Raw genomic sequence first — 13,638 nt, forward strand, 5'->3', positions numbered from 1 at the left:
ATTATAAAATCCCCAGTATGAATTATTTGTTCATACTGGGGGTTTTTTGTAGGAATTTTATAAACTGATTACTAGTAAGTGGTTTACTGAAATAGTAACCTTGCATATATTTACAGTTATGTTTTTGCAGAAACTTAAGCTGTTTTTCGGTTTCAATTCCTTCGGCAACGACTGAAAGATTTAAAGTATTTGCGAGGGAAAGTATTGTAGAAACGATGGCTCGTTCTTCAGGACGATGATCAGCTAATTGTGTAAATTCTCTCGGTACTTTTAATGTGTCGATTGGAAAAATTGATAAATAAGCAAGAGAAGAATACCCAGTACCGAAGTCATCAATGGAAGTTTGGATACCGTATTCTTTTAATTGCTTCAGTCTTAATAACGTTTCTTTCTCGTCAATCATTGCAATTCTTTCTGTTAACTCAAGGGTTACATATTTTGGATCGACTTGCACGTCGTTTAATATTTGTGAAATGCTTTCAATTAATTGATCTTGCCGGAACTCTTTTGCGGATAGATTAACACTTATTTTTAAATTTTGGTAGCCAAAGGTATGCCATATTTTTAATTGGAGACAAGCTTCTTGTAATACCCAATGTCCAAGTGGGACTACTTGTGGCGTCTCTTCTACAATTGGAATAAACTCACATGGTGAAATGTCACCTAATAGTGGGTGTTTCCAACGTATTAAAGCTTCAGCACCGATAATTTTATTTGTTGTCGTATCAATTTGTGGTTGGTAAACGAGATAAAATTCTTTGTTTACTAAAGCGATGGGCAAATCTTTTTCAATTCGAGCTTTTCGTTCCATTTTTTTATATAGTTCTTTCGTGTAAAGAGAGCTACCGTTTTTTCCTTTATTCTTTGCTTCGTACATGGCCATATCAGCATGCTGCAAAATGGATAGCGCATCTTCACCTGCTTCAGGATATATTGCAATTCCGATGCTCGGTGAGATTTGTAAATGTTGATTTTCGATTTCAAATGGCTCATTCATGGCCGCTACAATCATATCAGCTATTTTTTGGACATCTGGCTTTTTTTTGTAATTCTCGATAAGGATTGTGAACTCATCCCCAGCTAGCCGCGCGAGTTTCATATTTGATGTTGCTATTCTTTCGAGCCTTTTTGCTACTGCGATGAGCAATAGGTCTCCTACTCGATGACCGAGGGTATCATTAATAACTTTAAAACGGTCTAGGTCGAGAAACATAACAGCAAAAGGCTTTTTCGATATTTTTGCTCGCGCAATTGCCTGTTCTAAATGTTGATGAAATGCACGTCGATTTGCAAGCTCTGTTAAAGTATCATGGTATGCTAGGAAATTAATTTGTTCTTGTTGTTGTTTGCTTTCCGTAATATCTTTAATCATTAAATAAACCCCAGAAATTTTCTCCTTTAAAAAGATCGGTACGGCGGTAACGTGCAAGTAGTAAATATCTCTGTTTTTATGGTACGCCCGTATTTCTAAAGAGATAGAATGCCCCTTTTTCACGCGATGAAAGGCGTTAATCATTTCTTCTAAATCTTCTTCGTATATGAGTGAATAGTAAGGCTGGTTTAATAATTCATTCGTTTGATAACCAAGTAAAGTAGTACCAGCGTTATTTACTTTGAGAAAATTACCGTACAAATCTAATGTGAAGATTGGATCTGGATGATGCTCGTATAAAGATTTAAACATTTGTTGATTATGATAGAGTTCATTTTTCTGTTCTACTAAATCTTCTGTACGTAGTTTAATTTGTTTCTCGAGTTCTGAGTTGAATTGCATTTGAGCAATCAATAATATTTTATTTTGTTTTCGAACTAAACTATGACGTATGAGAACGAAGGAGAAAGTTATTATAAGTCCGATTACTATAATAGGCGCAAAAACGTATTCAACTAATATGAAAACAATAAGCATTACTACCGAAATATACGGTAATGATAATCGGATTGATTCACCAATTTTAGGTGTTAGTAGTACTTGTTCTTGTTTTTCAGGCTTTTTTGTATGGAGAATACAGGCGATTGCTACTAGTACTAAGGTTACTTGATAGAAAGGAGTAACTGTAAACATAGAATACTCTGGTATGAAGTATTTTATATACGCATAAATCGCATCTGTAGTAGCATATAAAATTAAAGCACTGCCAAGAAGTGCACCGACCTTTTTAGGTAATAAGGATAGTGGTTTGAATAAAAGGTTGATTCCTATTAAGAGAAAGAGTAAATCAGCCATTGGATAGGTAAGTTGAACAAATATGTCGATATAGGATGTTGTAAAGATATGAATAGTTCGTTCAATAAGTAAGTAGTAACTTAAAGTAAATTGGGCTGTAACGATAATACAAATATCACATAGCATAAAAAGTTTTTCTAATAAATCTCGGTTATAAATGATTTCGTATAGAAAGGCAAACGTAAAGCTAAATAAAAAAAGTAAGTAAAAAAAGTCAGATGGATCAACGAACGTATAGAAGTCCTTTACAATTAAACGCTGATAGGCAACGACTATATCACCGATAAAATAAGAGAGAGCTCCAACAGATAATATGATCCAAAATAAACGAGATAGCCCTTCTTTCATGTTTGAAAAATAAAGTATATAACTACAAGCGATAATATCAATTAATAGGGTACTCGTTCCGATTAATAGCTGAAAAGAAAATGAGTATTCATATAGAAAAGGCATCGCTACATAGTGAAGCGTTATAGACAGCAATACAATGCTTATAAGAATACTTACATGTGTTTGTTTTTTCATTTATATCACCTACGGTTTCTTGAAAAGCATATATAAGTTTATATTTATTTTGCACAATTATAGCAAGTTGTAAAGATAGATTTAATAATTCTTGTTTCTGCCTCCCAACATATCGACATAGGAATTTGAAGTTTGCTATAATGGTTAGAATAGTTGCATTATTTAGAAAAATTTAAAAATAATAATTACTGCAACTAGGACATATTGTTTACTATGTGAACTTGTTCTTAATTTAGGGGGGAGGGTTTCACAATGGCAAGTGTATATGAAAATAGTTATATGATCGTTTTGATTTTCTTGCTATTAGGTATATTGCTGCCGGTAGTGGCTCTTACATTAGGAAGGATGCTACGCCCAAATAAACCAAGTGCAGCAAAGGCGACGACGTATGAGAGTGGAATTGAGCCTTTTCATGATGCAAATATTCGGTTTCATGCTCGTTATTATATTTTCGCTTTATTGTTTGTGATCTTTGATGTAGAAACTTTATTTTTATATCCTTGGGCTGTTGCGTATGACAAGCTAGGTTTATTTGCATTAATTGAAATGCTCATCTTTGTTGTAATGTTGCTAGTTGGATTAGCGTATGCTTGGAAAAAGAAGGTGTTACAATGGTTATAAATTTTGAGGAATTACATCCAAATGAGCGAGCAGAATTAGAACGAAATATCTTTTTTTCTACATTGGAACAGTTGAAAGGATGGGCGAGGAGCAATTCTTTATGGCCGATGACATTCGGACTGGCGTGCTGTGCAATTGAAATGATGGGAGTAGGCTCATCACATTATGATTTAGATCGATTTGGGTCATTTTTTCGGACTTCACCAAGGCAATCGGACGTCATGATTGTATCGGGAACGGTAACGAAGAAGATGGCTCCTATTGTTCGGCGCTTATATGATCAAATGCCCGAACCGAAATGGGTTATTGCGATGGGATCTTGTGCAACAGCAGGTGGTCCGTATGTAAATTCATATGCTGTTGTGAAAGGTGTAGACCAAATTGTACCAGTTGATGTGTATATTCCTGGTTGTCCCCCAAATCCAGCTGCTTTAATTTATGGAATTAATAAATTAAAAGAAAAAATTCGTTACGAAGCAAAGACCGGGAAGCAGGTGACGAATAAATGAGCAATCCAAATAAAGATTTAGAGGAGCTGAAAAAAGAAGCAGCTAGGCGTGCAAAAGAAGAAGCGAGAAAACGCCTTGTAGCGAAACACGAGGCGGAAATAAGTGAGCTTGAGGAAGAAGATCAAGAAAAAGAGAAAGCGCTACCAAAAAAAGATGATATTACTATAGAAGAAGCAAAACGACGTGCAGCAGCAGCTGCAAAAGCAAAAGCGGCGGCGTTAGCGAAGCAGAAAAGAGAAGGAACCGAGGAAGTAACGGAAGAAGAAAAAGAGAAAGCCAAGGCGAAGGCAGCAGCGGCTGCAAAAGCAAAAGTGGCGGCGTTAGCGAAGCAGAAAAGAGAAGGAATAGAAGAAGTAACGGAAGAAGAAAAAGCGAAAGCCAAGGCGAAGGCAGCAGCCGCCGCAAAGGCAAAAGCGGCAGCGTTAGCGAAGCAGAAAAGAGAAGGAACCGAAGAAGTAACGGAAGAAGAAAAAGCGAAAGCCAAGGCGAAGGCAGCAGCGGCTGCAAAAGCAAAAGCGGCGGCGTTAGCGAAGCAGAAAAGAGAAGGGACAGAAGAAGTAACGGAAGAAGAAAAAGCGAAAGCCAAGGCAGCGGCAGCTGCCAAGGCAAAAGCGGCGGCGTTAGCGAAGCAGAAAAGAGAAGGGACAGAAGAAGTAACGGAAGAAGAAAAAGCGAAAGCCAAGGCGAAGGCGGTGGCAGCTGCAAAAGCAAAAGCGGCAGCATTGGCGAAGCAGAAAGCCTCGCAAGGTGATGGGGATTCGGGAGATGAAAAGGCAAAGGCAATTGCAACGGCAAAAGCGAAAGCAGCAGCGGCTGCAAGAGCGAAGACAAAGGGGGCTGAAGGTAAGAAAGAGGATGAGCCGAAGCAGGAAGAACTGTCCGTAAATCAGCCGTATTTAAATCAGTATGTTGAGGCTATTAGGGAGAAGTTAGGAGAGGGTGCATTAGTAGATTCCTACATTAATAAACTGTCAAAGGATGTGCCAACTCTTGTGGTGGATCCCGAAAAATATTATGAAGTGATGGAGTCACTGCGATTCCATGAGGGACTTGCTTTTGATTATATGTCAGAGCTACATGCGACGGATTTTGTGACACATATGGAAGTGTATGTTCATTTGTTTTCATATAGTAAGAAACAATCGGTAGCGGTGAAGGTAAAGCTAGACCGAGAAACGCCGCAAGTCGAATCTGTGACAGCGCTTTGGAAAGGGGCTGACTGGCCGGAGCGAGAAGCATACGATTTGCTCGGCATTATATTTAAAGGGCATCCGAATTTAACACGTATTTTAATGCCAGAGGATTGGGTAGGATATCCGCTTAGAAAAGACTATGAACCGTATGATGTGGAGGTGTAGCTATGATCCGCACGGAAGAGATGCTTTTGAATGTAGGACCTCAGCATCCGAGTACACATGGTGTGTTCAGGCTCGTAATTAAGATTGACGGGGAAATTATTAAAGAAGCTACACCTGTTATTGGGTATTTACATCGCGGGACGGAAAAGATCGCTGAGAGCTTACAGTATACGCAAATTATCCCTTATACAGATCGAATGGACTATTTATCAGCTATGACGAATAATTACGTCATTTGCCATGCTGTAGAGACGATGATGGGGCTTGAAATTCCAGAGCGTGCCGAATACTTGCGAGTACTTGCGATGGAGCTAGGAAGAATTTCCAGCCATCTCGTTTGGTGGGGGACGAATCTTCTTGATATAGGAGCGGTTAGCCCGTTTTTGTACGCGTTTCGTGAACGAGAGATGATTATAAATTTATTAAATGAATTATGCGGGGCACGGCTTACTTTTAACTATATGAGAGTTGGTGGTGTGAAGTGGGATGCGCCAGATGGTTGGATTGAAAAGGTGGAAGAGTTTGTTCCGTATATGAGAGAGCAACTGGCAGGTTATCATGATCTTGTTAGCGGTAATGAGATTTTCTTAAATCGTGTGAAAGGCGTTGGTATATATAGCGCGGAAGAAGCGATTTCGTATTCTTTAAGCGGAGCAAATTTGCGGTGCACTGGAGTAAACTGGGATCTTCGCAAAGATGAGCCGTATTCGATTTATGATCGTTTTGATTTTGATATTCCTGTTGGAAGCGTGGGAGATGCTTGGGATCGCTACGTTTGCCGAATGCAAGAAATCGAAGAGTCTTTAAAGATTGTTGAGCAAGCGGTTCAGCAGTTCCCGAAAGATGGAGCTGTGCTGGCAAAAGTACCAAAAATTATTAAGGCACCTAAGGGAGAAGCATTTGTACGTATCGAATCGCCGCGCGGAGAGATTGGGTGTTATATCGCTAGTGACGGAAAGAAAGAGCCGTACCGTTTGAAGTTTCGTAGGCCATCTTTTTATAACTTGCAAATTTTACCGAAGTTATTGAAAGGTGAAAACATCGCTAATTTAATTACGATTTTAGGTGGAGTTGATATTGTACTTGGGGAGGTTGATGGCTAATGATTGAGACGCTCTTACAATCACCTTCAAGCTGGACGAATTTCTTCATTTTTTTCGGATTAGCGGTACTTCTACTATTTGCAGTCCTTGGCTTCGTTACATATGGAATCTTGGCAGAACGGAAAGTGATGGGGTTTATGCAAGGGCGGATTGGCCCAAACCAGGTTGGAGGCCGATTTGGTTTACTGCAAACGGTAGCTGATGTTTTAAAACTATTATTGAAAGAAGATAGTATTCCGAAAGCAGCAGATAAACCGCTGTTTATATTAGCACCTGTCATTGCATTTGCACCAGCATTTATGGTGCTTGCAGTTATCCCGTTCACTGATAAATTTCAATTTGCAGATATTGGAGTCGGGTTACTTTATTATATCGCTGTTTCCGGTATTACGACGATAGGTGTTGTAACTGGGGGATGGGCATCGAATAATAAATATTCCCTTTTAGGAGGGATGCGTGCGGCGGCGCAAATGATTTCTTATGAGATTCCGCTCGTAATGAGTGTAATTGGTATCGTTTTGCTAGCTGGTAGCCTGAATTTAAATGAGATTGTAGCGGCGCAGGAGAAGGTTTGGTACATTTTCGTACAGCCAATTGGCTTCGTCGTTTTCTTAATCGCAGCAGTTGCAGAGTTAAATAGAACGCCATTCGATTTGCCAGAAGCGGAGTCAGAACTTGTTTCTGGATATCATACGGAATACTCAGGGTTTCGCTGGGCGTTTTTCATGCTTTCAGAGTACGTATATTTCTTCGGGATGGCATCGTTAATTACAGTGCTCTTTTTAGGCGGATGGAATCCAGTCATGTTTCTTGGATTTATCCCAGGTGCCGTATGGTTTGCTTTGAAATTTAGCAGTGTAGTCTTTCTATTAATTTGGTTCCGCGTTACGTTCCCGCGTATAAAAGGTGACCAGTTAATGGAGTTTGGTTGGAAAGTATTATTGCCGATTGCACTTGCAAATATTTTCTTAACGGCATTGATTAAGGAGTTATTCTTCTAATCTATGAGGGGGGTGCCAGTAAGAGATGAAAGGACTATTTAAAGGATTAAAATATACATTAAGTAATTTGAGCAAGAAGAAGGTAACGTATGATTATCCAAATCAACCGTTGCCGTTGCCAGACCGTTTTCGAGGAATTCAAAAATTTTATCCGGAAAAATGTATTGTTTGTAATCAGTGCTCTAACATTTGTCCGACAGACTGTATTCAGTTAACAGGAAAGAAACATCCGGATCCTACGAAAAAAGGAAAAATTATCGACACGTATGATATTAATTTTGAAATTTGTATTCTTTGTGATTTATGTACAGAAGTTTGTCCGACAGAGGCAATTGTCATGACAAATAACTTTGAACTCGCGGAATATTCACGTGATGACTTATTTAAAACTTTGCAGTGGCTTGACGAAAACGACGAAAACGTCAGGAAGGAGAACAAGGCATGAATGGCGAGTTTGTAGCATTCTTTATACTATCCTTGTCTGCAATTATCGGCGGTGTTCTTATGTTGAACTTAACGAAAGTTATGCACATGATGCTAGCTCTCGTTCTGACATTTCTCAGCATTGCAGGTTTGTATTTTCTTTTATCAGCTGAATTTATAGGCGTTGCACAAATTTTACTTTACTCTGGTGCAATCACAATTATTATGATTTTCGGCATTATGTTAACGAAACATAACGCGGAAAATGAATCGCGTCTTACTCTTCGAAAATGGATTATCTTCTTTGCAGTTGTAGCATTTGGAGCGGTTATGTATTTCGCTGTTAATAATATTGATTTTGCAAATGAAAGCACACAAGGAAGTTTACCTCTCCATGAAAACAACACACTTCAAATCGGTACGCTTCTCTATTCAAAATATATTATCCCATTTGAACTAACTTCAGTTATTTTACTTGTAGCACTCGTTGGCGCGATTGTACTTGCGAAAAAGGATGAGAAAGAGGAGGATTCCAATGAGTAGCGTTCCAGCTTCTGCATATTTAACACTTGCGATTATTTTGTTTTGCATCGGTCTATTTGGAGCTTTAACAAAGCGGAATACAGTAATCGTATTAGTTTGTATCGAATTAATGCTGAATGCTGCCAATTTAAACTTAGTGGCGTTTAGCAAATTAGGCTTATTTCCGAATTTAACAGGTCAAATTTTCTCACTGTTTACGATGGCTGTAGCGGCAGCGGAAGCGGCGGTAGGACTCGCTATTTTAATTGCTTTATATCGTAATCGTACAACAGTTCAGGTGGATGAAATGGATACGCTTAAAGGATAGCATTGTGACCGAAAAAGGGGGAAGGAAACAATGATCGATTATGCATGGCTCATACCGCTTTTCCCACTCGTTTCGTTTTTGTTACTTATTATATTCGGGAAGAAAATTAGAGAAGGAAGCAGCGTACTTAGTATTTTTTTCGTCTTTCTCTCCTTTATACTTGCGGTACTTGTGTTAATAGAAAGGTTTTCAGAAGCAAGCGTGAAGCATAAGTGGGTGTGGCTTAGAGCTGGAGATGTGGATATATCATTCGGCTTTGAAGTGACTGCATTAGGAGCTTTAATGTTATTTATCGTAACGCTTGTGAGTCTACTTGTACATGTGTATTCGAAAGGTTATATGAAAGGTGATGAACGATTACCAACCTTTTACGCATATTTAGGACTCTTTACATTTGCGATGTTAGGGCTTGTTATATCAACGAATTTATTACAGCTTTATATATTTTGGGAATTAGTTGGCCTTGGTTCATTTTTACTTATCGGTTTTTATTTCTTTAAAGAAGAAGCGAAGGCCGCTGCAAAAAAGGCTTTTATTATGACCCGTATTGGGGATGTTGGTTTATTTATCGGGATGATTTTAATTTTTTGGTACGCAGGTAGTTTTGAATATGACGCAATATTTAGGGCGATTTATACAGGGGATATACCTCCTTACATGATTACAATAACAGCGATATTAATTTTTATCGGGGCGATGGGGAAATCAGGTCAGTTCCCGCTTCATACGTGGTTGCCAGATGCAATGGAGGGGCCAACGCCCGTTTCGGCACTTATTCACGCGGCGACGATGGTCGCAGCTGGCGTATATTTAGTAGCGACGATGTTCCCTCTATTTTCAGCAAGTACAGTGGCGATGCAGACAGTGGCAATCGTTGGAGCTTTCACTGCAATCTTTGCGGCCTCTATCGGTCTTGTGCAAACAGATATAAAGAGGGTGCTTGCTTATTCTACAGTTAGCCAGCTCGGGTACATGATGCTCGCGTTAGGTTCTGCCGGTTATGTAGCTGGTATATTCCATTTAACGACACACGCTTTTTTTAAAGCACTATTATTTTTGGCGGCAGGAAGTGTAATTCATGCTGTGCATACGCAAAATATTAATAAAATGGGCGGTTTACAGAAGAAGATGAAAGTAACTGGTACGCTATTTTTAATAGGTACTCTTGCCATTAGCGGTGTTCCGCTCCTTTCCGGTTTTTTCAGCAAAGATGAAATTTTAGCGGCGACGTGGATGAGTGGCAATTACGTTTTATTTACTTTAGCGGTAATTGCGGCGTTTTTAACAGCGTTTTATATGTTCCGCCTATACTTTCTTGTCTTTACTGGAGAAACGAAGACGAAGGAAGAAGTGCATGAATCGCCTCGCGTTATGACGTATCCAATGATTGTTCTCGGCGTTCTTGCGGTAGTGGCAGGATATATAAATACACCGTGGTTTGGGACGTTTCTCGGAGATTGGTTGACGAAAGATGTAGGGTTTAAGGTTGAAGAAGCGCATGGACCAGTTTGGATTATGATTGTTGCGACACTCGTTTCATTTGCGGGAATCGCTCTTGCATATTTCATATATGGCAAGAAATCAATTTCTAGAGATTGGGCTGGGGGTACGGAAACATCTCTTTATAATCTTTTGAAAGAAAAATATTATGTGGATGAACTATACAACATGACGGTGATCCCTATTACGAAAGGAATCGCTCATGTGCTTCGCTTATTTGAAGTGTATGTAGTCGAAGGAATTGCAGTTTTAATTGGAAGTGTAGTTAAAGGCACAAGTAATCTTGGATCGAAACTTCAAAACGGGAATGTACAAGTGTACGGTACTGTAACGGCGGTTTCGCTCGCTGTACTCGTCATTATTTTGCTCTATACGGGAGGGGATTTACGATGAATGATTTGTTGTTAACGTTCTTCATTTTTTCCCCGCTTTTAGGAATTTTATTGCTTGTATTAACACCGAAAAAGGAATTGCGTACAGTGCGGGCGCTTGGCTTATTTGGGACGGCACTTCCATTTGGAATTGCTATCGTCCTCGCTTGTACATATGCTTCTGGAAAGAATTTGTCACTATTTGATGAAAAGGTGAAATGGATTAAGTTCGGCGATTTTACAGCGGTGGATAAAAGGTGGTTTTCTATTTATTACGAGCTCGGTATTGATGGTTTGTCGCTTGTCATGATGGTACTGACGGCTCTTCTAGCAACGCTTGCAGCAATTGCAGCCTTTTCTATTAAAAGAAATTTAAAAGCATTTTATATGCTGTTACTCATGCTAGAAATAGGAATGCTCGGCGTCTTTGCTGCTCAAAACTTAATGTTGTTTTTTATCTTCTTTGAAATTACGTTGCCACCAATGTTCTTATTAATTGGAAAGTGGGGAAAATTGTCGAGTGAAAAGGCTGCGTATAGTTATTTAATATATAACGGTATTGGCTCAGCTATTTTGCTCATTGTTTTCTCAATTTTGTTCGCGAAAACAGGTACAACAAATATTGTGGAGCTGAAAGAGATATTAAGAAGCGTAAACGCAGAGGGAGCACTCGTCATCCCAAGTAGTTTGCAGCTTAGTGTATTTATTGCCATAATGATTGCTTTTGCAATTAAACTACCTGTTTTTCCGTTGCACCGCTGGATGGTCAATGTACACATAGAAGCGCATCCAGCTGTAGTTATGCTTCATGCGGGTGTTTTGCTGAAGATTGGAGCGTACGGTATTATTCGCTTCGGGAAAGGGCTATTCCCGGAATATTTTCACGATGTTGCAACACTAATTGCGATATTAGGCGTAATTAATTTATTATACGGTGCCTTTTTAGCGCTCATCCAAACGGACTTTAGGAAAGTACTGGCTTACTCTAGTATTTCGCATATGGGAATTGTGTTAATGGGACTTGCGTCACTTAATGCACCTGGTACACAAGGAGCGTTATTCCAGGTTGTATCACATGGTTTAATTGCAGCCTTGCTGTTTTTCTTACTCGGTGTTATAGAACAACGTTTCGGAACATCAGACATTACAGCGCTTGGTGGACTCGCAAAAAGTGTCCCAGTACTTAGCGGCTTCTTCTTAGCAGGAGGAATGGCATCGCTTGGATTACCAGGGATGTCTGGGTTTGTTAGTGAATTTCTTGCCTTTCTCGGTTTATTTCAAGGAGAGCCCGTCATTGCTGCAGTCGGTGTGATTGGCATCATTTTAACCGCTGTGTATGTATTAAGGGCGACACTTCAAGTGACATTTGGAAAGAAAGAGTGGGAAGCAAAATCTGATATACACGGATGGGAGTATGTCCCTGTTTTACTACTTATCTTTTGTATTATTGCAATTGGAGTTATGCCAGAGATACTAGGGGATCCGCTTCAAAATACATTGAAAACATTGGGGGTGAAGTAGGATGGATATGAATACGTTACTTAGCTTATCGTGGCATCTAATGGTGCCAGAATTTATTATTCTCGGCGCCGCCATCCTCCTTTCCATATGTGATTTGTTTTTTAAGCTGAACCATAGATATGTAGCTCTTGGTGCGATTGCTGCCATCGTATTAGCAATCGTGTCATTAATTACTCTATATAGCGAACCGGCAGGAGATATTTTAAATGGATCGTTTGTGTTAGATGGATTTTCAAAAGGGTTTAAAACGTTGCTATTAGGTGCCTCAGCTCTCATTTTATGCACCGCGATGAGCGATGATAAGAAGAATCCAATCGAAGATAAGGGCGAATATTATTATTTATTTTTAATGGCGCTTCTTGGTGCGATGTTCATGGCTTCTAGTGTTGATTTTATTACCCTTTTCGTTGGTTTGGAGTTACTTTCACTTTCTTCTTATATTTTAGTAGGAATACGAAAAAAGAGCCGTGCATCAAATGAAGCGGCAATGAAATATGTCATTAGCGGAGGAATTGGAACGGCGATTACGCTCTTCGGAATGAGTTATTTATACGGTATTACAGGTTCAACTAACATTGTAGATATGCAAAAGGTACTCACTGGGGAGCTCGCTAGTGGTATTCAGTTATTGTTAGCTCTCGCATTTCTTTTATTGCTAGTTGGTCTCTCATTTAAAATTGCCACAGTGCCGTTTCATATGTGGGCACCTGATGTGTATGAAGGAGCGACTACACCTGTTACTGCTTTTCTTGGAACGATTTCTAAAATTGCTGGGTTCCTACTCATTATTCGTTTGTTCCTTATGATCTTTGCAAGTGTATTAATACAAGGAGATATGCAATCTTTATATGGGCATATGAGTATATATATTGCAGTGCTAGCAAGTATTACGATGATTGTTGGGAATGTAGTCGCGTTAAAACAATACAATATAAAGCGTTTATTTGCTTATTCAGGCATTGCACATGCGGGGTATTTACTCGTTCCACTTGTGGCATTATCACCATTTACGATGGATAGCATGTGGTTTTATATGCTGGCATACATGCTTATGAATATAGGCGCATTTGCCATTATCCACGGCTTAATCTTACAAAATGATGAGGAAAATATAACAATTTTCACAGGTTTATATAAAAGGTCGCCATTTACAGCGATAATGATGACAATTTTTATTTTATCGTTGGCTGGGATACCAGGAACGGCTGGATTCATTGGAAAGATTAATATCTTTTTAGGCGCACTTCATGTAGAGCCAGCACATTACGTACTAGCTTCGATTATGATGGGTACGACGGTTGTTTCATTCGTATATTATTTCCGTATTTTACAACAAATGTTTTTCCGCACCGGAGAGACAGAAGAGAGAATACGGTTACCGTTAAATATAAAGGTTGTTATGAGTCTTTGTGCAATTTCGATTGTAATACTAGGGATTATGCCGATGATTGGGTACAATTTCTTTTATGAATATTTTCCATTAATGAAAGATTTCTTCTTCTTAGGGAACGTGGTACAATAGTGAAAATAAAAGGTGTGGAGTCAGTACTCTGCGCTTTTTATTTTGTGTTAACTTGTAATGTAGATATACGTTTTTGGAAAGAAAATCACGATGTAAAATGTAAGATG

Annotated in this window: 12 protein-coding genes; 11 read left to right on the top strand and 1 reads right to left on the bottom strand. The window is 39.1% G+C overall.

What is annotated here, in order from left to right:
* Positions 1 to 22: 22 nt before the first annotated feature.
* Positions 23 to 2,752 (bottom strand): putative bifunctional diguanylate cyclase/phosphodiesterase, encoded by a 2,730-nt coding sequence (locus tag QO049_RS00975; protein WP_000745003.1) that lies wholly within the window; start codon positions 2,750 to 2,752, stop codon positions 23 to 25.
* Positions 2,753 to 3,004: 252 nt separating this feature from the next.
* Between QO049_RS00975 and nuoA the strand changes: the two genes are divergently transcribed.
* Genes nuoA through nuoN form a run of 11 tightly spaced genes read left to right on the top strand, consistent with a single transcriptional unit; the run spans position 3,005 to position 13,531 of the window.
* Positions 3,005 to 3,373, top strand: coding sequence for an NADH-quinone oxidoreductase subunit NuoA (gene nuoA, locus QO049_RS00980; protein WP_000179273.1), 369 nt, complete (start codon positions 3,005 to 3,007; stop codon positions 3,371 to 3,373).
* The gene (gene nuoB, locus QO049_RS00985) at positions 3,364 to 3,882 is read left to right on the top strand and encodes an NADH-quinone oxidoreductase subunit NuoB (protein ID WP_000236331.1); all 519 of its coding nucleotides are present in this window, start codon (positions 3,364 to 3,366) and stop codon (positions 3,880 to 3,882) included. Before nuoA ends, nuoB begins: the two co-directional genes overlap by 10 nt.
* Positions 3,879 to 5,240 (top strand): NADH-quinone oxidoreductase subunit C, encoded by a 1,362-nt coding sequence (locus QO049_RS00990; RefSeq protein ID WP_284489088.1) that lies wholly within the window; start codon positions 3,879 to 3,881, stop codon positions 5,238 to 5,240. Before nuoB ends, QO049_RS00990 begins: the two co-directional genes overlap by 4 nt.
* Before the next feature lie 2 nt (positions 5,241 to 5,242).
* A complete protein-coding gene (gene nuoD, locus QO049_RS00995) occupies positions 5,243 to 6,343 on the top strand; it encodes an NADH-quinone oxidoreductase subunit NuoD (RefSeq protein WP_284489089.1) in 1,101 nt (366 codons plus the stop codon).
* Positions 6,343 to 7,344 carry an NADH-quinone oxidoreductase subunit NuoH gene (nuoH, locus tag QO049_RS01000; protein ID WP_098023085.1) on the top strand — a complete coding sequence of 334 codons (1,002 nt, stop codon included), beginning with the start codon at positions 6,343 to 6,345 and terminating at the stop codon, positions 7,342 to 7,344. The genes nuoD and nuoH overlap by 1 nt, the downstream gene beginning before the upstream one ends.
* A 25-nt stretch (positions 7,345 to 7,369) precedes the next feature.
* A complete protein-coding gene (gene nuoI, locus QO049_RS01005; protein ID WP_098581226.1) occupies positions 7,370 to 7,789 on the top strand; it encodes an NADH-quinone oxidoreductase subunit NuoI in 420 nt (139 codons plus the stop codon).
* On the top strand, positions 7,786 to 8,310 hold the full coding sequence (locus tag QO049_RS01010) for an NADH-quinone oxidoreductase subunit J (protein ID WP_001012811.1): 525 nt from the start codon (positions 7,786 to 7,788) through the stop codon (positions 8,308 to 8,310). The genes nuoI and QO049_RS01010 overlap by 4 nt, the downstream gene beginning before the upstream one ends.
* Positions 8,303 to 8,617, top strand: a complete 315-nt coding sequence (nuoK, locus tag QO049_RS01015) for an NADH-quinone oxidoreductase subunit NuoK (protein WP_000100079.1) — start codon at positions 8,303 to 8,305, stop codon at positions 8,615 to 8,617. Before QO049_RS01010 ends, nuoK begins: the two co-directional genes overlap by 8 nt.
* A 30-nt stretch (positions 8,618 to 8,647) precedes the next feature.
* Positions 8,648 to 10,510, top strand: a complete 1,863-nt coding sequence (gene nuoL, locus QO049_RS01020; RefSeq protein ID WP_284489090.1) for an NADH-quinone oxidoreductase subunit L — start codon at positions 8,648 to 8,650, stop codon at positions 10,508 to 10,510.
* A complete protein-coding gene (locus QO049_RS01025; RefSeq protein WP_284489091.1) occupies positions 10,507 to 12,009 on the top strand; it encodes an NADH-quinone oxidoreductase subunit M in 1,503 nt (500 codons plus the stop codon). Before nuoL ends, QO049_RS01025 begins: the two co-directional genes overlap by 4 nt.
* Before the next feature lie 7 nt (positions 12,010 to 12,016).
* The gene (gene nuoN, locus QO049_RS01030) at positions 12,017 to 13,531 is read left to right on the top strand and encodes an NADH-quinone oxidoreductase subunit NuoN (protein ID WP_342761920.1); all 1,515 of its coding nucleotides are present in this window, start codon (positions 12,017 to 12,019) and stop codon (positions 13,529 to 13,531) included.
* Positions 13,532 to 13,638 lie beyond the last annotated feature (107 nt).

Source organism: Bacillus sp. RB3 (genome assembly GCF_030164735.1).
Classification (GTDB): Bacteria; Bacillota; Bacilli; order Bacillales; family Bacillaceae_G; genus Bacillus_A; species Bacillus_A cereus.

Bases quoted from the DNA above. Each gene is read 5' to 3' on its own strand.
- QO049_RS00975 (WP_000745003.1), bottom strand. From the start codon at position 2,752: ATGAAAAAACAAACACATGTAAGTATTCTTATAAGCATTGTATTGCTG.
- nuoI (WP_098581226.1), top strand. From the start codon at position 7,370: ATGAAAGGACTATTTAAAGGATTAAAATATACATTAAGTAATTTGAGC.
- nuoN (WP_342761920.1), top strand. From the start codon at position 12,017: ATGAATACGTTACTTAGCTTATCGTGGCATCTAATGGTGCCAGAATTT.
- QO049_RS01025 (WP_284489091.1), top strand. From the start codon at position 10,507: ATGAATGATTTGTTGTTAACGTTCTTCATTTTTTCCCCGCTTTTAGGA.
- QO049_RS00990 (WP_284489088.1), top strand. From the start codon at position 3,879: ATGAGCAATCCAAATAAAGATTTAGAGGAGCTGAAAAAAGAAGCAGCT.
- nuoH (WP_098023085.1), top strand. From the start codon at position 6,343: ATGATTGAGACGCTCTTACAATCACCTTCAAGCTGGACGAATTTCTTC.
- nuoB (WP_000236331.1), top strand. From the start codon at position 3,364: ATGGTTATAAATTTTGAGGAATTACATCCAAATGAGCGAGCAGAATTA.
- nuoK (WP_000100079.1), top strand. From the start codon at position 8,303: ATGAGTAGCGTTCCAGCTTCTGCATATTTAACACTTGCGATTATTTTG.
- nuoD (WP_284489089.1), top strand. From the start codon at position 5,243: ATGATCCGCACGGAAGAGATGCTTTTGAATGTAGGACCTCAGCATCCG.
- QO049_RS01010 (WP_001012811.1), top strand. From the start codon at position 7,786: ATGAATGGCGAGTTTGTAGCATTCTTTATACTATCCTTGTCTGCAATT.
- nuoA (WP_000179273.1), top strand. From the start codon at position 3,005: ATGGCAAGTGTATATGAAAATAGTTATATGATCGTTTTGATTTTCTTG.
- nuoL (WP_284489090.1), top strand. From the start codon at position 8,648: ATGATCGATTATGCATGGCTCATACCGCTTTTCCCACTCGTTTCGTTT.